This window comes from Actinoplanes sp. G11-F43 (assembly GCF_050589265.1).
Lineage (GTDB): Bacteria > Actinomycetota > Actinomycetes > Mycobacteriales > Micromonosporaceae > Actinoplanes.
Map to the genome: position 1 here is coordinate 1 of NZ_JBNZCE010000034.1, position 18,368 is coordinate 18,368.

General features: G+C 71.1%; 17 protein-coding genes. 8 read left to right on the plus strand and 9 right to left on the minus strand.

What is annotated here, in order from left to right:
• Window positions 1-443 precede the first annotated feature (443 nt).
• Entirely contained in the window at window positions 444-1,040 is a 597-nt protein-coding gene (locus ACQ0O7_RS34310) for a DUF4262 domain-containing protein (RefSeq protein WP_430788497.1), read from the minus strand.
• 105 nt (window positions 1,041-1,145) lie between these two features.
• Between ACQ0O7_RS34310 and ACQ0O7_RS34315 the strand changes: the two genes are divergently transcribed.
• Entirely contained in the window at window positions 1,146-1,511 is a 366-nt protein-coding gene (locus ACQ0O7_RS34315; RefSeq protein ID WP_430788499.1) for a VOC family protein, read from the plus strand.
• Here the strand turns inward: ACQ0O7_RS34315 and ACQ0O7_RS34320 are convergent.
• The 8 genes from ACQ0O7_RS34320 to cysC form a co-directional block, all read right to left on the minus strand.
• Entirely contained in the window at window positions 1,501-2,493 is a 993-nt protein-coding gene (locus ACQ0O7_RS34320; RefSeq protein ID WP_430788501.1) for a glycosyl hydrolase, read from the minus strand. The genes ACQ0O7_RS34315 and ACQ0O7_RS34320 overlap by 11 nt on opposite strands.
• The gene (locus ACQ0O7_RS34325) at window positions 2,486-3,220 is read right to left on the minus strand and encodes a methyltransferase domain-containing protein (protein WP_430788503.1); all 735 of its coding nucleotides are present in this window, start codon (window positions 3,218-3,220) and stop codon (window positions 2,486-2,488) included. The genes ACQ0O7_RS34320 and ACQ0O7_RS34325 overlap by 8 nt, the downstream gene beginning before the upstream one ends.
• Window positions 3,217-4,707, minus strand: a complete 1,491-nt coding sequence (locus ACQ0O7_RS34330) for a lipopolysaccharide biosynthesis protein (RefSeq protein WP_430788505.1) — start codon at window positions 4,705-4,707, stop codon at window positions 3,217-3,219. The genes ACQ0O7_RS34325 and ACQ0O7_RS34330 overlap by 4 nt, the downstream gene beginning before the upstream one ends.
• Window positions 4,704-5,582 carry a sulfotransferase family protein gene (locus ACQ0O7_RS34335; protein ID WP_430788507.1) on the minus strand — a complete coding sequence of 293 codons (879 nt, stop codon included), beginning with the start codon at window positions 5,580-5,582 and terminating at the stop codon, window positions 4,704-4,706. Before ACQ0O7_RS34335 ends, ACQ0O7_RS34330 begins: the two co-directional genes overlap by 4 nt.
• Window positions 5,583-5,588: 6 nt before the next feature.
• Window positions 5,589-6,818, minus strand: coding sequence for a hypothetical protein (locus ACQ0O7_RS34340; protein WP_430788509.1), 1,230 nt, complete (start codon window positions 6,816-6,818; stop codon window positions 5,589-5,591).
• Window positions 6,815-8,179: a hypothetical protein gene (locus ACQ0O7_RS34345; RefSeq protein WP_430788511.1), complete on the minus strand. Its 1,365-nt coding sequence runs from the start codon at window positions 8,177-8,179 to the stop codon at window positions 6,815-6,817. The genes ACQ0O7_RS34340 and ACQ0O7_RS34345 overlap by 4 nt, the downstream gene beginning before the upstream one ends.
• Entirely contained in the window at window positions 8,176-9,822 is a 1,647-nt protein-coding gene (locus ACQ0O7_RS34350) for a Wzz/FepE/Etk N-terminal domain-containing protein (RefSeq protein ID WP_430788513.1), read from the minus strand. Before ACQ0O7_RS34350 ends, ACQ0O7_RS34345 begins: the two co-directional genes overlap by 4 nt.
• A gap of 91 nt (window positions 9,823-9,913) precedes the next feature.
• The gene (gene cysC / locus ACQ0O7_RS34355) at window positions 9,914-11,434 is read right to left on the minus strand and encodes an adenylyl-sulfate kinase (protein ID WP_430788515.1); all 1,521 of its coding nucleotides are present in this window, start codon (window positions 11,432-11,434) and stop codon (window positions 9,914-9,916) included.
• Between the two features lie 238 nt (window positions 11,435-11,672).
• Here cysC and ACQ0O7_RS34360 point away from each other — a divergent pair, with 238 nt between their 5' ends.
• From ACQ0O7_RS34360 to ACQ0O7_RS34390, 7 genes are all read left to right on the plus strand, one after another.
• Window positions 11,673-12,959, plus strand: coding sequence for a glycosyl hydrolase (locus tag ACQ0O7_RS34360; protein ID WP_430788517.1), 1,287 nt, complete (start codon window positions 11,673-11,675; stop codon window positions 12,957-12,959).
• A gap of 79 nt (window positions 12,960-13,038) precedes the next feature.
• On the plus strand, window positions 13,039-13,953 hold the full coding sequence (locus tag ACQ0O7_RS34365) for an ABC transporter ATP-binding protein (protein WP_430788519.1): 915 nt from the start codon (window positions 13,039-13,041) through the stop codon (window positions 13,951-13,953).
• Window positions 13,946-14,812 (plus strand): ABC transporter permease, encoded by an 867-nt coding sequence (locus ACQ0O7_RS34370; RefSeq protein WP_430788521.1) that lies wholly within the window; start codon window positions 13,946-13,948, stop codon window positions 14,810-14,812. The genes ACQ0O7_RS34365 and ACQ0O7_RS34370 overlap by 8 nt, the downstream gene beginning before the upstream one ends.
• Window positions 14,809-15,762 carry an ABC transporter ATP-binding protein gene (locus ACQ0O7_RS34375; RefSeq protein WP_430788523.1) on the plus strand — a complete coding sequence of 318 codons (954 nt, stop codon included), beginning with the start codon at window positions 14,809-14,811 and terminating at the stop codon, window positions 15,760-15,762. Before ACQ0O7_RS34370 ends, ACQ0O7_RS34375 begins: the two co-directional genes overlap by 4 nt.
• A complete protein-coding gene (locus tag ACQ0O7_RS34380) occupies window positions 15,762-16,472 on the plus strand; it encodes an ABC transporter permease (protein WP_430788525.1) in 711 nt (236 codons plus the stop codon). Before ACQ0O7_RS34375 ends, ACQ0O7_RS34380 begins: the two co-directional genes overlap by 1 nt.
• A 403-nt stretch (window positions 16,473-16,875) precedes the next feature.
• Window positions 16,876-17,520, plus strand: coding sequence for an SMI1/KNR4 family protein (locus ACQ0O7_RS34385; RefSeq protein ID WP_430788527.1), 645 nt, complete (start codon window positions 16,876-16,878; stop codon window positions 17,518-17,520).
• Window positions 17,521-17,858: 338 nt separating this feature from the next.
• Complete coding sequence (locus ACQ0O7_RS34390; protein WP_430788529.1) at window positions 17,859-18,299, plus strand: hypothetical protein; 441 nt, start codon at window positions 17,859-17,861, stop codon at window positions 18,297-18,299.
• Window positions 18,300-18,368 lie beyond the last annotated feature (69 nt).

An 18,368-nucleotide genomic window follows, 5' to 3' on the forward strand; every position in this document is an offset into this window, starting at 1 on the left:
CCGTTTTGTGGCACGTGGTGTGTGCGGGCCCGCAGCGTGCCGCGTTGCGGCGTGATCCGCACCGTTTTGCGGCACGCAACGTGGTGCGGTCGCAATGTGCCGCGTTGCGGTGCGATCCGCACCGGTGTGCGGCACGTGGTGGCGGTGGGATCGCAGTGTGCCGCGTTGCGGTGCGAATCGCGCCGGTGTGCGGCACGCAACGTGGTGCGGTCGCAGCGTGCCGCGCTGCGGTGTGATCCGCACCGGTTTGCGGCACGCCGCTGGGTGGGTGTGGTCGGGAAGCTTTGAGCTCAGCTCAGCTCAGCTCAGCCCGTCCCAGCCCAGCCCGTCCCAGCCCAGCCCGTCCCGGCCCGGCTAGCTAGGCCAGGCTGTGCGCCGGTGTGGGTGGGTCGCGTTGTGGGTGATTTGCGCTGCGTGTTGGGGTGGGGTGGGGTGGGGTGGGTTCAGGTGGGGTGGGGGTTGTTGTCGTTGGGGGGTGTGGCCGGCAGGTGGGAGCGCGACGTCCGCCGTCGCCGGGAGCGCCGGGTCTGGGCTCCCGGTATGCCGCGGAAGCGGGCGCAACGTATGCCCGGTCGGGGGTGGGTGGTGCCGATGGTGGGTTGTGGGTAGCCGGCCGTGTCGTAGCCGGACTGCCACGGCAGGCGGCCGGACGGGTCGGGCCAGACGAGTTGCAGGAGGCTGACCCGGTCGTCGCCGTATCGCATCAGGGCCGCGCCGGGGAACAGGATCTCGACGGACCCGCCGGCCACCACCCGCAGCTCCTGGCCGTCGATCAGGCCGCGCAGGCGCTGGCCGTGGCCGAGCAGCAGGCCCTCGTCACGGACCCGGCCGGCCACCTCGTTGAGCAGCACGTGACCGGTCTCGGCGGGCAGCCCGGCGATGGTCAGCTCGGGGAAGCCGTAGCCGGTGAGCCCGACCGTGTAGGCGAACGGCACGGTGTCGTCCGGATCGTCGTCGGCGGGTAGCACGTGCACCACGGCCCACCCGAACTTGCCGATGATCTCGCTCTGGTCGTCGAAGAAGTCGTCGAGGTAGGACATCGGTGGCACCCCCGTTGGTCAGGCCTTCCTGGCTGAGCCAACTATGGAACACACGTACGACATTTTTCGGCGCCCCGGCTAACCGTACGCGCGTACTATTAGAGAATGTTCCTAGATCTGCATCACGTCCAGCTCCTGATCCCGGTGGGCGGGGAGGAGGCGGCCCGCGGGTTCTACCGCGATGTGCTCGGCATGTCCGAGGTGCCCAAACCGCCGGTGCTGGCCGCCCGTGGGGGCTGCTGGTTCCGGTCCGGCGGCTGGGAGGTGCATCTGGCTCCGGTGCCCGAATTCGTCCCGGCCCGCAGGTCGCATCCGGGTGTGCTGGTCGGCGACCTGGACACGCTCGCGGCGACGTTGGCGGCCGCCGGCCACCCGGTCGAGTGGGATCCCCACTTCCCGGGCCACCGGCGGCTCTACGCGGCGGACGCGCACGGCAACCGCCTGGAGTTCCTGCAAGCGATCAGGGATTGAAGTACGGGTCCTTGACCAGCCGCAGGAAGGCCCGGAACGCCCGCTTGTCCCCGGTCAGCTGGAACTGCTGGTTGGGCCCGTTCCCCTCGGGATCGGACTCGAAGTAGGCGACCGCCTTGATCTGCCGGTTCACCTTGAAGGTGCGGATCGCGTCCTTCATCCAGTCGGCCCGCGCCTCCGATCCCCAGGCCTTGGCCACCCCGAACTCGCCGATCACGATCGGTTTCGGACGCTGGGCGGCCCATTCCAGGAACGGGCCCATCAGCTTGCCGATCGGCTGGAACTCGAAGCCGGCGTACACGTCCACGCAGGTCCAGTCGACCTGGTCGTCACCGGGGTAGAAGGCGGGCGCGTCACCCCGGACGAACCCTTCCGCGGTGGGGCACCACACCCACGACACGTTCTCGGTCTTCTCCTCACGGAAGATCTTCCGGACGTACCGCCAGGCGGCGATGTAGTCCTCCCCGGACCACATCGTCGCCCGCAGGTTGGGCCGGTCCATCTCCCAGCGCATCCGCAGCATGACCGGTTTGCCGATCTTCCGGATCGCGACGGCCTGGTCACGGATCAGGTCGTCGTGTTCACCGGCCAGGATGGACCGGTTGTCGCCGGTCGCCCAGCTGATCATCAGGGACGCGTTGTCGGCGAGGAACGCCTGGTCCGACGGGGTGCCCATCATCTGTTCGAAGCGCCGGTACGTGTTGATGAAGTCGAGCCGCCGCCCCATCGACTGTTCCAGTGAGCCGACCGCGACCAGCCGCCCGACGTGGGTGAGCTGGTCGGGTTTGATCCAGGCGCCGAAGTAGGCGCCTTTCGCGGGCGGTTTGAACGGCCCGGCCTGGAACGGGCCGGGATTGACCGCGACGGCCCGGGGTGGCGAGGACAGGTCGGGTGCGGGGGTGGGCGCGGGCTCATCCGGGGGATCGCTGAAGCAGCCGCCCAGGAGGAACACGAGTACCAGCAGCAGGAGACCCTTACGCATGGACCCGCCGAGCCGTGTAGAGCACGTTGACCGCGTACGCGTCACTGCCGGGCATCCGGCGTGCGGCCGCGTCGGCGAGACGGGCCACCCGGTTGCCGTGCATCGATGGTGTGAGCATGGAGAACCCGCGCCGTTCGACGATCTCGAAGCCGTGCCGGGCCATCAACTGTTCGACCTCGGCGTGTGACAACTCGGCGAACCAGCGTTCCCCGTCGTGCCGGCGGGCCCGCAGGTGGCGTACCGATCCGGCGTTGCCGTGGTTCTCCACCACGAGCAGCCCGGATCCGCGGTGCGGCAGCGCCTTGGCGGCGAAGGCCATGGCCCGGTCGCGGATGGCGTCGTCGACGTTGAGCAGCAGCCGGAAGACGGTGACGAGGGCCGGGAAGCCGGCGGCCACCGGCTGTGGCACCGGCCCGTCTCCGGCGACGGTGTGCCAGGTGGCCCGGGAGCCGACTTCGGCGGCCTTGGCCATCATCTCGGCCGACGTGTCGTACCCGTGTGCTTCCCGGACCAGGCCGTGCAGTGCCCGGACGACCCGGCCGGTGCCGCACGCGAAGTCGTGGTGCACCGGCGGGTTCGCGGTGTACTCGCGGCGGACCAGGGCCCGCAGGTAGTCGCGCTGCCGGTCGTTGATCCGCGACGCGTAGCTGTCCGGGGCGTACGTCACGGTCTCGTACTTCTCGACCGCCTCGGTGTCTCGGAACACCTCGGTGTAGTCGCTGGTCAACTCTTCCTCCTAAATGCGCCGAGCATCAGCCGGCCGCGTAACAGCCAGGCCCCCGCGATGTAGGCGGGACCGGTGACCACGATCGCCACCGGGAATACAACGACAAATCCGAAACATCCGGTCGCCAGTGACGCCGCGGTCACCGTCCCTGCCCCGAACGGGTGCAGTCCGGTCCCCCGATGCACCTGCGCCAGCGGCAGCAGGTTGTTCACCACCATCGCCCCGGCCAGCCCGATCGCCGCGCCGAGCGCCCCCCAGCGCGGGATCAGCAGCACGTCCAGCCCGATCGTGACGGCCAGCGCGATCAGCACGTTGCCGAGATTCGCCGAGGTGCGCCCGGCCATCGCGAGCACCATGTCGACCATCCCGCAGCCGGTCGCCAGCAGCATCGCGCCGGCCAGCACCCACACCACCGGGGCGCCGGCCGCGTACCCGTCGCCGAACAACCGCAGGTAGTGCGGCGCGAAGGCGATCACCAGCAGGCAGATCGGCCAGGTGACCAGCACCAGCCAGCCGGTCGCCATCTGGTAGAGCCGCCGGGCCGCCACGTGGTCGCCGGTGCTCAGCGCCTCGGCCAGCCGCGGTTGCACGGACTGCGACAGCCCCTGGTTGGCGAACTGGATCAGCACCACGAACCGCCCGGCCACCGCGTAGACCGCCGCCGGCGCCAGTCCGCCGAGCGCCGCCACCAGCAGCACGTCCACCCGTTGCAGGGCGAGCTGGGCGACCGCGGCGACCGCGCGCGGGGCGGTGAAGATCCAGAAGTCCCGGCGCAGGCGATGCCGTTCGGTCCGGGTCGCCGGTGCGCCACGATCGAGCCCGCTTGTGTACGCCCGTCGAGCCGCGAATCCGGCCAGGATCGCCACCGGCAGGTAGGGCGCGGCCCACGCCAGCGCGAAGATCGGCAGGGACGCCGCCGCCCACAGTGCCGCCACCCCGGCCGCGCTGACCGCGGCCAGTTGCAGCCCACTGCGCAGCACCCGGTCCAGCAGCACGGTGGGGCGCATCCGCCGATAGCCGCGGGTCACCGTCAGCAGCACGTCGGTGAGCGCCTGCAACGGCACGAACACGGCGAGCACCCGCAGCCCGGCGGTGTGCTGGGCGACCACGTGCGGGGACTCGCCGGCGGTCAGACGGGCGAGCCATGGCGCGGCCGTCCACATCGCCACGGCCAGGGCCAGTGAGAAGACGGCCACCGGTGGGATGCCGGCCCGCAGGCAGGCGCCGAGCAGGCGGTTCTGCCCGGTGGCGCGCAGCCGGGCCGGCCAGTAGACCAGCCCGGTGTTGGTGCCGAGTTTGGCCAGCCCGCCGACGAGCACGAAGGCGGCGGTGGCGGCGAAGAACGCGCCGGCCTGTTCGGTGCCGAGCGCCCGTGCCACGATCCAGGTGACGGCCACCCCGGTGCCGCCGGCCAGCGCCGAGCCGGCCATGTTGGCCAGTCCGCCGCGGGCCGCGCCCCGGTCCGTCGCGGTGGCGGTCGCCGTCACCCGCGGCGCCACAGCGGGGTGTGTCCCAGCCAGGGGACGAGGGCCTCGTCGTGCGGCCGGTAGTACTCGCGCAGGTCGCGCCGCAGTCCCGGATCCATGTCGGCCTGCCGGGGCCGGGCGTTGTGTTTCTCGAACGGCGGGCGCTGGAGCCCGGACGGCAGCCCGAGGAACGCGCAGACCTCGTCGTACACCGGTTCCGGGTCGGTGAAGAAGCGTTCGCTCTCCACCACGTGGATGCGTTCCCGGCCGACGTGCTGGGCCATCACGCTCAGGTAGCGGGCGTACTCACCGCGGGCCCGGTACGCGTGGTGCTGGTGGGCGAAGCTGTAGTGCGCCGGGTCGAGGGCGAGCCGGACCTCCTGCCGGTGCACCCGGGCCGGTTCCAGGGCGAGGGCGTTGCCGAAGTCCCGTTCCGACTCGTACGCCCGGGCCACCTCGTGGTGATGCTGCGAGTAGGCGCGTTCCACCGGGTCACGGACCAGCACCACGATCTTCGCGGCGGGCAGGTCGCGGGCGATCCGGGCGGCCGCCTGCGGGTGGTACATGTAGTACGGGCTGGACTCGAAGGTCTGCGCCGGGACGCCGTACTTGTCGGTGATCCGTTCCGCGCTGCGTACCCGGGGGAAGTGCCCGCGATACCACTCCGGCCCCCGCTGGTACGACGTGTCGAAGTAGTGCACGCCCTTGTGCAGAACGGCCTTGAGCACCACCGGATGCGCGGCCAGGGCCCGGTAGAGCGACGTGGTGCCGCAGCGCTGTCCACCGCAGATCAGGAAGGACGGCAGCATCCGCTTCTCCGCGGTGAGCCGCCCGAACCCCCGGGATCCCATGTGCACGACCCGTTTCACCGGCGTCGGCAGATTGCGTACGCGCATGATGTCTCAGAGCTCCTCAACCCGCCGGATCAGCACCGGCAGCAGCCAGGTCCCGAGCACACCGAGACGGGCGCCGGCCTCGGCCTGGCGGTCGGTCAGGTAACGGACGGCGAGATCGACCAGGTAGAGCAGGGCGGTGACCTCCCGGGCCACCGGGGCGACCCCGAACGGGGCGAGCAGTTCGTCGGCCCGCCGCATGGTGGCCTCCACCGCGGCCCGGGCGTCACCGGTGGACTGGATGCGTTTCTGCAGCTCGTGGTGGACGGCGTCGAAGCCGAGCGGGACCCCGGTGGCGAACCGTTCCCAGTCCCAGACCAGCAGCGCGTCGTGCAGGTTCGCCATGTTCCAGGGCGCCCAGTCACCGTGCCACGCGCCGTACCGCAGGGTGGTCCCGCCGCTGTGCGCGGCCAGCACGTCGACCGCGGCGGCCAGCCCGGCGCCCTCCGGCCGGCCGGCCACCGCGGCCAGCCGGTTGCGCAGCTCCTGCCAGTACCCGCTGCCGGTGAGCGGCCCGGTGGTGTACCCGCAGCAGCCGGCCACGTCGAGCATCGCCATGGTGAGCCGCCGGGGGGTGAGCGGGGCCCGGGGCAGCCAGACCGGCAGCGCCGACTGGATCAGCACCCGCATGCCCCGCCAGTCGCCGGCGTGCAGCACCCGGGGCACGGTCAGCCGGGTGAGCTGGCTGGCGGCCAGCGCGGTGAGAGCCGCGGTCTCGGCCTTGACCAGCCGCCGGGTCAGCGGACCGGTGCCCAGCTTGCCGAAGGCGAACGTGTCGCCGTCCGGGCTGAGCAGTTGCAGCACCGGTTTGCGGTTGGCCCGGGCCGGGCCGATGTGGATGCTCACCGACAGGTCGCGGCGCAGCGCGTCGCTCAGGTAGCCGTCGATGCCCGCGGAGACCGGCCCGGTGACCCGGATCCGGTCGCGGAAGACCAGTCCGGCGGTACGGGTGTGCACCGCTGCCACCACCGCGTCCCGTTTGAGCCGGGCGAGACGGCCCTGGGGTTCGGCGTACCGGCGGACGGCGGCCGCGGCGACGGTGGGGGAGACCGACGGGACCAGCAGGCGGGGCCGGTGGGCGTTCGGGACGACCAGATACTCCGCGACGAGCGGGCCGGGGGTGCCGTCGGTGCGGCACGGGTCCGGGTAGAGGAGCCCGAGGACCTCGGTCAGGTACTGGGTCCGCAGCGCGGCGTCCCCCGCGGTCAGGGCCGCCGGCGCCGTACGTACCGGGCTCATGATGTCTTCCCCTCGATCCAGTTGCGCCAGAGCAGCGCATATGCCAGAAACATGAAGGCCAAGGGGGTGACCAGCGAGTTGTACCAGAGCATCGCGGAGAAGGATGTGACGATCGCGCCGCTCGCGGCCACCCCGACCGGGCTGCGGTCCCGGCGGAACCGCCACAGGCCGTAACCGAGGAAGCCGAGATAACCGGCGGTGCCGGCCGCGCCGTGCGCGTAGAGCAGCTGCCAGAGCTGGCCGTTGCCGCCGACGGTGAAGTTGCCGCAGCGTTCGCAGCCGGCGCTCTCCCCGACGGTGATCGAGTTGCGGCCGCCCAGGGTGTTGCGGGTCCCGCCGTACCCGATCACCGGCGAACCGCTGAAGCCGTCCAGGGCCTTCTCGATCAGGAACGACCGGACGCCGTTGGACTTGCCGTTGTCCATCCGCGCCGACACCGTGTCGCCGAGGGGGGTGAGGGCGAGGGCCAGGGCCAGCGCGGTGCCGAGCAGCGGCAGCAGGAGCAGGATCCAGAGCCGTCCGGCCAGGACGTACCGGAACGCCACGTAGGCCACCAGCAGGCCGACCCCGATCCACAGACCGCGGTTCAGCGACGCCACCGCGGGCACCACCGCGACCGCCAGGCAGAGCACCGCCAGCAGCTTCCTGCCCGCGCCGCGGCTCCACCAGGCGGCCACCAGCAGCCACGGCACCAGCAGGCAGAAGTTGTTGCCCCAGGTGTTGGTGTAGCCCCAGGGCGCGGCCGGGCGCGGTTTCTCACCACCGACGAGATCCATGATCTGAGCGGCGTACGGATGCACCAGCGACCGGACGAAACCCTTGTTGCGTACGCTGCCCGGCAGCAGCCACTCGACCGGCGAGGTGAACTCGAAGTCCCCGGCCACCATGCCGAGCAGCCCGCCGGCCACGGTCAGCACGAACATCCCGGCCAGCAGGCGGACCATCCGGCGGCGGGACAGTTCCGCCTCGGTCAGGTTGCCGGCGTAGATCAGCAGCACCGTCAGGGACAGGTACATCGCGAGTTTGTAGCCGACCGCGAGCAGCCGTTCCCGGGCGTGCTCGGCCACCGTCCCGGGCGGGTCGACGCCGAGCGCGGCGATGCTCACCACCGCCGCGGCCAGGAAGACCAGCCACCAGGCGAAGCCGGGCGGCAGCAGCACCGGCCGGCCCGCCGACCGGCGCCGGAGCAGCAGCACCAGCATCGGCACGGCCATCAGCGGAAAGATCAGCACGCCCAGGCCGAGCGCCCACCAGAGCGGATAGAGCAGCAGGATCCCGGCCACCGGCCAGGCCGGCAGCGAGCGGTTGCGGGTGGTGCGGGTGGTGGTCCCGGCGAGTGCTGGCGCCGTGACCGCGGTCACTGGTCGTCGCCGTCCGCGGTGTCCTCGTCCTCCTGGTCGCGCTGGCGCCCGGCGTACGAGAGCTGCTGGGTCGCCACCTCTGCCACCGGCGCGTCCGGCGCCAGCGTGACCGCGGGGGCCGCCGCCTCACCCGGCTCCACGGCCGGCAGCTTGGGCAGCACCACCGCGCCGAGCAGCCGGGTGCCGACCCGCTGCAACTGCTCGGTGGCGTCGACCAGCGCGGGCCGCAGCGACCGGCGCAGCTCGACCGCGAGGATGGCCGCGTCGGCGAGGCTGGCCAGACTCTGCGCGTCCGCGCTGGAGCTGGTCGAGGGCGCCTCGATGATCACGTACCCGCCCTGTTCGCGCAGGCTCTGCAGGGTGTCCTTGAGACGCTGCGACTGCATCAGGCCGGCCGCGGTGGCCGCCCCACCGGTGGTGATCACCCGCAGCGACGGGATGCGCGGGGTGCGCTGCAGCGTGCGGGCCAGACCGACCCGGCCGGCCAGCAGGTCGGAGAGACCGGGCGCGGCGGCCACCCCGAACATCCGGGCCAGTGGCGCCGCGTCGATCACACTGTCCGGCAGGTGCGCGCCGATCAGGATCACGTCACTTCCGGTACGGGCCAGCGCCGCCGACAGGTTCGCCGCCACCAGCGTGCTGGCCGAGCCGCGGCTGGTCCCGGTCACCACGATGATCCGGTCGTTCTCGTGCAGGCTGGCCAGCACCTCGTTACGCAGCCGGTTGAAGACCCGGCCACCCGGCCCGTACGGCTGCAGCACGTCGTCGAAGTGCGGGGTGCTGCGCTCGTCGAGGGCGGCGAGCACGGTCACCCGGCCCCGGTCACGGACATCGGTGGCCGAGACCAGGCGCCTGTCGAACCGCTCCCGCAGGTAGGCCAGCCCGAGCCCGAGCAGCAGCCCGACCATCCCGCCGGCGCCCACGTTGAGCCAGGTGTTCGGGCTGGTCGGCTCGTCCGGCAGGCGGGAGTCGTTGATGATGCTGCCGCCGCCGACCATGGTGGTGGTCAGCTCGTTGAGCCGGCCGGTCAGCGAGTTCAGCTGGTTCTGCGAGTTGTTGCGCAGACTCTGCAGGTTGCTCTCGGTGGGGCTGCCCTTGGTGGCCGCCGCCAGTTTCGCGTTGATCCCGGCCAGTGTCGTGGTGAGCTGCCGGACCTTGAGGTTCAGCGAGCGGATCCGCTTGTCCAGCAGGGCCCGCGCGGTCTCCTCCCGGTTACGCAGGTAGGCCTCGGCGAACGCGTGCGACCCGGCCTGCGCCTTCTCCGGGGTGTCCGCCTCGAAGGTGATCACCAGGACCGTGGTGTTCGGCGGCACCTGCACCTTCACCGAGCGGGCCAGCTCGATCGGCGACAGGTCGCTGCGCAGCAGCGTGGCGGCCTTCACCGCGACCGCCCCGGAGCCGACCAGCTGGGCCTCGGTGTCCAGGTTGACCGCGCTCTTGGTGCGGCCACCCTCGGCGTTGGAGTCCTGGTCCATCGGCTGCACCAGCACCGAGGCCGAGGACTCGTACACCTTGGGCATGGTCTTCGCCAGGACCACGCCACCGCCCAGGCCTGCGCCCGTGGCCACCAGGGCGATCCACCAGTGGCGGCGGAAGGCACCCAGGTAGTGCGACAGATCGGACGAGGGGCGGGACGGTTCCATCAGTCTTCGGCGGCCCTTCCGGGAAAGGAGTGAGGGTTTGGGCGTTTCGCCCCAGAGGGTGCAACGCCCCACTCCCGCCGTAAGTGATGGTCTACGCCATCTTGGGCTCCACCCAACCGCTCTCGATCAGATAACTGAGCACCACATCGACCGCCTCGGGGACGGTCATCGTGGTGGTGTCGATGGTCAGCTCGGGGTCGGCGGGCACCTCGTACGGGTCGTCGATCCCGGTCATCCCGCGCAGCTGGCCGGCCCGCGCCCGGGCGTACAGCCCCTTACGGTCCCGGCTCTCGCACACCTCCAGCGGCGTCGCCACGTGCACCAGGATGAATCCGCCACCGGCCTCCACGGCCATCCGCCGGGCCGCCGCCCGGGCCGCCTCGTAGGGCGCGATCGGACAGGCCACCGCCATGCCCCGGTGCCGGGCCACCTCGGCCGACACCCAGCCGATCCGGCGCACGTTGCGGTCCCGGTCGGCCTTGCTGAAGCCGAGACCCGCGGTCAGCTCGCGCCGCACCACGTCCCCGTCGAGCAGGGTGACCGTGCGATCGCCGTTCTCCCGCAGCGCGTCGGCCAGGTTGCGGGCGATCGTCGACTTGCCGGACCCGGACAGGCCGGTGAAGAAGACCACCAGACCGCGGTGCCGGCGCGGCGGGCGGACCCGGGACAGCTCCTTGGCCACCGCCGGCGGGGTGTGCCACTCGGGCAGCGGGAAACCCCGGTCCAGCAGGTCGTCGATCTCGGCCGGGGTCATCGCCAGGCGCCGGTTGCGCGGCGGGATGTCGTCACGCCAGCGCCACTGGCCGTCCCGGTTGTCGTAGGCCAGTTCGCGGGGCAGCAGCACCCGCAGACCGGCCCCGGAGAGGGAGTCGCCGGTGGACAGGACGTGGCTCACCCCGTACGACTGGGCCACCCGCGCGCGGAGCAGCGCGTCCCGCAGCTCGTCACCGCGAGTGAGCAGCGGGACCGCGACCACCGTCGCCGGGGGCATCCGGTCCCGGGCCGCGAAGATCGCCCGGACCAGCGCCTCCGGAGGCAGTCCGTCCGGTCCCGGTCCGCTGACCGGGATCAGGATCAACAGATGAGCCGCCAGCGTACGGGCGGCGTGCGCGATCTGCGCGAGCTGCGGCCGGTGCAGCGGCCGGTCGGCGATCACCCCGAGCACCCGGCCCGGTGGGAGCAGGGCGCGGACCTCCTCCGGGGTGCGGCGCAGGCGCTGGAACGGGCCGTGCCCGCCGTCGCCCATCCGGCGCACCGGCCCGCCGATGGCGAACCTGTTCTCCCCGGTCCGCCAGACGTCGGCGACCTCGATCGCGGCGACCGGCGCGCCCTCCATGTCGGTCAGCACCAGGGTGCGGCGGCCCGGGTCGGACGGATCCAGCACGGACGCGATCTCCCCCGGCACCTCACAGGTCACCGGGACCGGCCACGGCGTGCCGTCGGCCAGCCGGCCGGTGCGCGCCAGCGACGCCAGATCGGCGCGGCCCAGGAACCCGGTCAGCGGAGCGTAGGCGCCGGAGAGCAGCAGCTCGAGGTCTGCCAGCTCGTAGGGACGCGGGGTGAAGGAGGGAGCGTCCCGGAGCACGTCCTCGGGCAGTACCGAACCATTCACTTCGAATCCCCCTGCAGGTATTTGGGGGACAGTTTCCCAGGCGCGATCGTGACGGTCGAGTCGGGCTCACGGTCTGATTCCGATCTTTCCTCAGGCCGGATGAAACTTACAAAAGGTTAATTATGCTGAAAATCATCCGGATACTGGACAAGTCGGATTGATCGTTTGATACTCGGCCTTTGTGAAACAGACCCGTTCCCGACTACTGCACGTCGTTGCACTGACAACGGCGATCGCCATGTCCGTCACCGCCACGCTCGTCTGGGCCCGGACCAGCGACGACACCGAGACCGGCAGCCCCGTACCCGCCGCCCTCGCCACGTCCGCGAATCCTGTCTCATCCCCGTCGCCCGCACCGTCGGCCACCTCACGGGCCCCCGCGCCGGTCACCACCTCGGTCCCCACCTCGGCCCCCGCCGCGGTCACTCAACGGCCCGCCCGGGCCACACTTCTTCCCCCGGCGTCCCCCGCCACCACCGAGCCGCGGCCCACCCTGCACCCGCTCCCCGCGGCCACCGGCGAGGGCGTCGACATCCCGGTCCGGCAGCGCCCGCGGGAATCCTCCACCCGCAGTCCGCGCGGCTGCCGGGTGGCGAAGAAACTGGTGCCGACCTGCGGCATCCTGTGGGGCGTCGCCCCCGGGGCGCGTACCGAACGCAGGGGAGTGCGGGCCCTCGCCGAATTCGAGCGCAAGACCGGCCGGCATCAGGCGATCTTCCACGGCTACCACCGCGGCACCGGGCGGGTCTTCCCCACCGAACAGGAGATCTCCATCGCCCGGGAGCCCGGCCGGGAACGGATCCTGCTGCTCAACTGGAAACCGGAGACCACCACCTGGGCCCGGATCGCGCGCGGCGACCGGCGTACCGACGAATTCCTGGACCGGCTCGCCGTGCACCTCAAGAAGAACTTCCGGGAACGGTTCTTCTTCGCCGTGCACCACGAGGCCGAGGACCAGGTGCGCGAACGGCCCGGCTCCGGCTACACCGCACGCGACTACGCGGCCATGTTCCGGCACGTGGTGAAACGGCTGCGGGCCAAGGGCGCGACCAACGTGGTGACCGTTCTGGTCCACATGGCGTACGTGCCGCACACCACCAAGAGCTGGTTCCAGCACATGTACCCCGGCGACGACGTGGTCGACTGGATCGGGTTCGACACGTACTCGTACAGCGACCCCGGGTACGGCCACGGCGACTTCGCCGAACTGCTCAACCGCCGGTCGGCGAGCAAACCCGGCTGGCCCGGCTTCTACAACTGGGTCCGCAAACGGCACCCGTCCAAACCACTGATGATCGCCGAGTGGGGCGTCTGGTTCTCCAAACGCAACCCCGGGCACATGGCCGACTTCTACCGTGAGGTGGGCCGGCAGATCGGGCACTTCCCGGGGATCAAGGCGATGGTGCACTTCGAGACCCCGGCCAATCACAAGCGACAGGACTCCCGGGTGGACAGCACGCCGGCGGCGCTGCGCGAATACCGGCGCCTGGGCCGGCTGCCGGTTTTCCAGGTCTCGCTTTTCTGAGAGCACGCTGAGAAACCCTGAGAACGCCTAAGGGGTTTTCCCGATCCATCTGAGTGCGGCGGGTTCCTAGGCTGTGCCTGTGACCATCATCGCTACGGACGGGCTGACCAAGACGTATGGCGGCGGGGTGACCGCGCTTGCGGACCTGACCGTCGCCGTCGATGCCGGCGTCATCGGACTGGTCGGCGCCAACGGCGCCGGCAAAAGCACCTTCATCAAGATCATGCTCGGGCTGGTGCCGCCCAGCGGCGGCACCGTCCGGGTCTTCGACCTCGACCCCGTGGTCGAGACGGACAAAGTGCGGGCCCGAGTCGGCTACATGCCTGAGAACGACTGCCTTCCGCCGGACGTCTCGGCCGCCGAGTTCGTCACCCACCTGGGCCGGATGAGCGGCCTGCCGAAGACCGCGGCCCGCGAGCGCGCCTCCGAGGCGCTGCGGCACGTCGGCCTCTACGAGGAGCGCTACCGGCAGATCGGCGGCTACTCCACCGGCATGAAACAGCGGGTCAAACTCGCTCAGGCGCTGGTGCACGACCCCGACCTGCTGCTGCTCGACGAGCCCACCAACGGCCTCGACCCGGCCGGCCGCGACGCCATGCTCGCCCTGGTCCACCGGATCGGCACCGAGTTCGGCATCTCCGTGGTGGTCTGCTCCCACCTGCTCGGCGAGGTCGAGCGGATCTGCGACTCGCTGATCGCCATCGAGGGCGGGCGCCTGCTGCGCGCCGACCGCATCTCCTCGATGACCGCGGCCTCCGACGTGCTCGCGGTCGAGGTGGCCGACGGCACCGACGAGCTGTTCGCCAGCCTCTCCGGGCAGGGCCTGCCGGTCACCCGCGACGGCCGCGTGCTGCTGGTCGCCCTGGAGTCCGACGCGGCGTACGACCGGATCCTCCGCTCGGTCGCCGACCTCGATCTCAACCTGCACCGCCTGGACCAGCGTCGGCACCGCGTCGCCGAGCTCTTCACCACGAAGGAGACGGCCGATGTCTGAGGCCGGCGTCATCCACGACATCGGGTACCAGCGGTATTCAGGCCCGCGCCTGGGCCGCTTCGCCCTCCAGTTCTCGCTCTACGTGCACGGCCTGCGGGCGGCGTTCGGCCTGGGCCGCTCGGCCAAGGCCAAGATCTTCCCGTGGCTGGTCTTCGGGATCATGCTGCTGGTCGCGGTGATCGCGGCGGCCGTCCGGTCCCAGATCGGCCAGACGGTCTTCACCTACACCGGCTTCGCCGACCAGATGAGCTTCCTGATCATCTTCTTCCTGGCGATCGTCGCGCCCCAGCTGGTCTCCCGCGATCTGCGGGCCGGGGTGCTGCCGCTCTACTTCAGCCGGCCGCTGCGCGCCGCCGACTACGTGACCGCCAAGTTCGCCGCCATGGCCTCGGCCATCTGGCTGCTGCTCGGGATCCCGCAGTTCATCATGTTCCTGGGTGCCGCGTTCACCACCAAGGACGGCGCCAAGGGCGTCTTCAACGAGCTCGGCGACCTGATCCCCGGCTGGGGCTACAGCCTGCTCTGGGCGCTGATGTTCGCCGGGATCGGCCTGCTGGTCGCCTCCTTCACCGGCAAGCAGGCGTTCGCGGCCGGCGGCATCGTGGCCATCTTCCTGATGAGCACCCCGATCGTCGGCGTGCTCGCCTCGCTGCCCTCCACCACCGCCAACAGCCTGGCCGGCCTGGCCAGCCCGATGACCCTGATCGCCGGCGTCGGCCAGTGGATCAGCGGCGGCAACGAGGGCTTCGGGCTGGACCTGGGCCGCTTCGGCCCGATCTACGCCATCGAGGCGGTCTGCCTGATCGCCGTCAGCCTCCTGCTCCTGCTGGCCCGCTACCGGAAGGTGGCCTCGCTGTGACCACCCAGACCCTGCCCGCCGAGACCACGGCCGCCACCACCGGAGTGGTCGAGCTGTCCACCGTCTCCCGGTGGTACGGCAACGTGGTCGCCGTCAACGACATCAGCATGACGCTGCGCCCCGGCGTGACCGGCCTGCTCGGGCCGAACGGCGCCGGCAAGACCACGGTGCTGCACATGATGGCCGGCTTCCTCGCCCCCTCCAAGGGCACCGTCACCATCGACGGCAAGCCCACCTGGCGCAACCCGGCCGTCTACCGCGACCTCGGCCTGGTCACCGAGCGGGAGTCGGTGCACGGCTACCTCACCGCCGGCCAGTTCGTCACCGCCTGCGCCAAGATGCAGAAACTGCCCGACCCGGCCGCCGCCGCTCGCCGCGCCCTCGAGCTGGTGGAGATGACCGGCGCCGCCGACCGCCGGATCGAGACCTTCTCCAAGGGCATGCGCCAGCGCACCCGGGTCGCCGCCGCCCTCGTCCACGAGCCGCGCGTGCTGCTGCTCGACGAGCCGTTCAACGGCATGGACCCGCGCCAGCGCATGCACATGATGGAGCTGCTGCACCGCCTCGGCGACAACGGGCACACCATCCTGTTCAGCTCGCACATCCTGGAGGAGGTCGAGCAGGTCGCCGGCCTGGTCCAGGTGATCGTGGCCGGCCGCCTGGCCGCCTCCGGCGACTACCGCAAGATCCGCCGGCTGATGACCAACCGGCCGCACGTCTTCGCGGTCCGCAGCTCCGACGACCGGCGGCTCGCCGTCGCGCTGATCGCCGAGAAATCGGTGGCCGGCATCGAGATCGAGGCCGGCGGGCTCACCGTCCGGGCCTCCGACTACGGCAGCTTCACCCGCGTGCTGCCCCGCATCGCGCTCGACCAGGGGATCCGACTGCACTCGCTGGTGCCGTCCGACGAGTCCCTGGAGAGCGTCTTCGCCTACCTGCTGGAGGGCTGATGTCCACCGTCGCTCTGATCACCGCGCGCGGACTCTTCGGCCGCCGCCGGGCACTGCTCCTCCTGCCCCTGCCGCTGTTGCTGGTCGGCCTGGCGGCCATCACCCGGGCGTACGGCGTCTCGCCCGACATGTGGGGCCGCGCCGTCATCGTCGAACTGGGCCTGCACGTGGTCCTGCCGGTCGTCGCCCTGATCGTCGGCACCGGCGTCCTCGGCTCCGAGATCGACGACGGCACCATCGTCCACATCCTCACCAAGCCGCTGCCCCGCCGCGACATCATCCTGGCGAAATACGCGGTGGCCGCTTCGGTGACCGCGGTGGTCTCGGCGATCCCGCTGTTCATCACCGGCCTGCTGGCCGGCTCGGTGAAACTGGGCCTGGCCCTGGTGGCCGCGGCGGTGGTCGGCGCCCTCGCCTACTCCGCCCTGTTCCTGCTGTTCAGCCTGCTCAGCCGCCGCCCGGTGCTGCTCGGCCTGGTGTATATCCTGGTCTGGGAGAACCTGCTGGCCACCTTCGTCAGCGGCACCAAGATCCTGTCCGTCGGCCAGTACGTCGCGACCATCGCCGACACGATCGCCCCCTCCGAGATCATCCCGTCCTCGATCGGCCTGACCACGGCCCTCGTGATGAGCGCCGTCTTCGTCATCGCCGGCACCGTGCTGGCCATCAACCGCCTGGGCTCCTTCAGCCTGGCCGGCGAGACCAGCTGACCCTCCGGCCGCGGCCCAGACGGTCCGCGGCCACCGCACCACCCGTTTGTTGCATCACACCTGCTCGTCGCTCCGCTCCGGCCGGCTCCCCCCGGTCGCTGGCGGGTCGCCCTCGGACCAGGCCACCGGCCCTCCCACCCGAGCACCCGACCCACCGAACGGCCTGCCGCCCGCGCCTCTCACACGCGGGTCGGCAGGCCGCGGTCGTCTCCCAGCGCCCACCCTTCCCGCCGTCCCCTCTCGCCGCCGCGCCGCCCGCTGCGGCCTCCCGGGTTGCCGTCCCTCCCGGGCCGCTCTCTCTGCCCGCGCCGCTGTTGCCGCCCTCGCACCGCCTCTCCCGGCGGCGCGATCTCAGCGTCACGCCGTCGCGGAACTGTCAGAGGGTGCGGTTAGCGTTTCGGCCGTGACGGACGTGCTGTTCAAGATCGACATACCGAAGCCGCCCGAGCCGCCGGTTCTGTGGTCGGACAACGCACCGCGCCTATCCGCGCTGGCGGCCGCCCCTGCCTCTCCCGGCGATCGCTGGACACTCGAACCGCCCCTGACCACGACCGAGCTGGCCGACCTGGAATCCCAGCTGGGCCTGGTCCTTCCCGCCGACTATCGGGCGTTCCTGCTTCAGGCCGGCCGTGGCGGCGCAGGCCCCGGCCACGGCCTGTTCCCACTCAGCCGCGCGTCCGGCCGCTGGCGCTGGACGGGCGGCGGCGCCGCCGACCGTGATTCGACCACGCTGACCCGCCCGTTCGCCCACATCCGGGCGTTCAACCCGCTGGACACCCTGCCCACCGATCTGCCCGACGACGACGAGCGGTATTTCGACCTGCTCTACGACCCGGCCCACACCTACGGCCTGCTCTATCTGTGCGATGTGGGCTGCGGGCTCCGCGAGGTCTTGGTGCTCTCGGGCCCGTCCCGGGGCCAGATGTGGGCCGACTACACGGCCGAGTCCGACGGCTTCCACCCGTTGCAGAACCCCGACGGCTCCCGCATGTCCTTCACCGACTGGTACCGCACCTGGCTGACCACCGCCGAACACCGATCGGCCTGATCCACCTCGAATCGCACACGCTGTCCACCGAAGCGGCATTGCTGAGGTGTGAGGGTGTGGGGCAGCGTTGCACAGGAGCGTTCATCAAGGGCCGCACGGTGAGGAATTCTTCTCGCGCTCGCGTGCGGACTCACCACTTCACGGATGAACCTGGACCTCGACGGAATCGATGTCCGGATCGCTCGTCCCGGAGCGCAAGAGGACCGAACCGATGGCTTCTCCACAGATCCGGCATCGGCTGAAGGCGCCCACTTCACTCCTCTCGCCGGGCCGGGTCTCCTGTTGACGGTGCCGGCGCTTCGCAGGCTTTTGATCGGCGACATGGAGAGGGCGGCACGATGATCCGGGCTCATGTCACCGACCGTGCGGCGCCGACCTCCCGGCCGCCTTCCGAGTTGGCGATGCATCTGCGCGCCAAGGAGTGGGTCGTCCGCGATCGTGATCGGAACGCGGTCAGCTGGGTCAAACCGGCCGACGATGACGAGTTCGAGGCGTTGCAGCCGTTGGATTCCGGCCTGCGGGATGACCCGTCCCGGGTCGGTGACCTGCTGACGGTGGCGGCGATCGCCGAGGGCCGGTCCGAGTTGGAGGTGCTCGACGACATCGCCAGCGTGCTGATGGACGTGCACTCGGTGCGAGCCATTTCCCGCCGGGCAGGGGCTGGGGCTGATCGGTTTGGACGATGGTGCCCAGGCGTACGAGAGCATGCGCGATCTGATGGTGTCGGCGGCCTGTGCGGTCAGCGCGGAGCAGCCGAGGGCGGTGCATCCGGCTCGTAAGTCGGCTGAGGTTCCTGCGGGAGGTGCGGATCGGTGCTCCCGCGGAGGGCAGTTTTAACCGAGGAGCCA

Excerpts from the sequence above, each read along its gene's own strand:
- ACQ0O7_RS34310 (WP_430788497.1), bottom strand. The coding sequence starts at position 1,040 with ATGTCCTACCTCGACGACTTCTTCGACGACCAGAGCGAGATCATCGGC.
- ACQ0O7_RS34315 (WP_430788499.1), top strand. The coding sequence starts at position 1,146 with ATGTTCCTAGATCTGCATCACGTCCAGCTCCTGATCCCGGTGGGCGGG.
- ACQ0O7_RS34320 (WP_430788501.1), bottom strand. The coding sequence starts at position 2,493 with ATGCGTAAGGGTCTCCTGCTGCTGGTACTCGTGTTCCTCCTGGGCGGC.
- ACQ0O7_RS34335 (WP_430788507.1), bottom strand. The coding sequence starts at position 5,582 with ATGCGCGTACGCAATCTGCCGACGCCGGTGAAACGGGTCGTGCACATG.
- ACQ0O7_RS34340 (WP_430788509.1), bottom strand. The coding sequence starts at position 6,818 with ATGAGCCCGGTACGTACGGCGCCGGCGGCCCTGACCGCGGGGGACGCC.
- ACQ0O7_RS34350 (WP_430788513.1), bottom strand. The coding sequence starts at position 9,822 with ATGGAACCGTCCCGCCCCTCGTCCGATCTGTCGCACTACCTGGGTGCC.
- ACQ0O7_RS34360 (WP_430788517.1), top strand. The coding sequence starts at position 11,673 with ATGTCCGTCACCGCCACGCTCGTCTGGGCCCGGACCAGCGACGACACC.
- ACQ0O7_RS34370 (WP_430788521.1), top strand. The coding sequence starts at position 13,946 with ATGTCTGAGGCCGGCGTCATCCACGACATCGGGTACCAGCGGTATTCA.
- ACQ0O7_RS34380 (WP_430788525.1), top strand. The coding sequence starts at position 15,762 with ATGTCCACCGTCGCTCTGATCACCGCGCGCGGACTCTTCGGCCGCCGC.
- ACQ0O7_RS34390 (WP_430788529.1), top strand. The coding sequence starts at position 17,859 with ATGATCCGGGCTCATGTCACCGACCGTGCGGCGCCGACCTCCCGGCCG.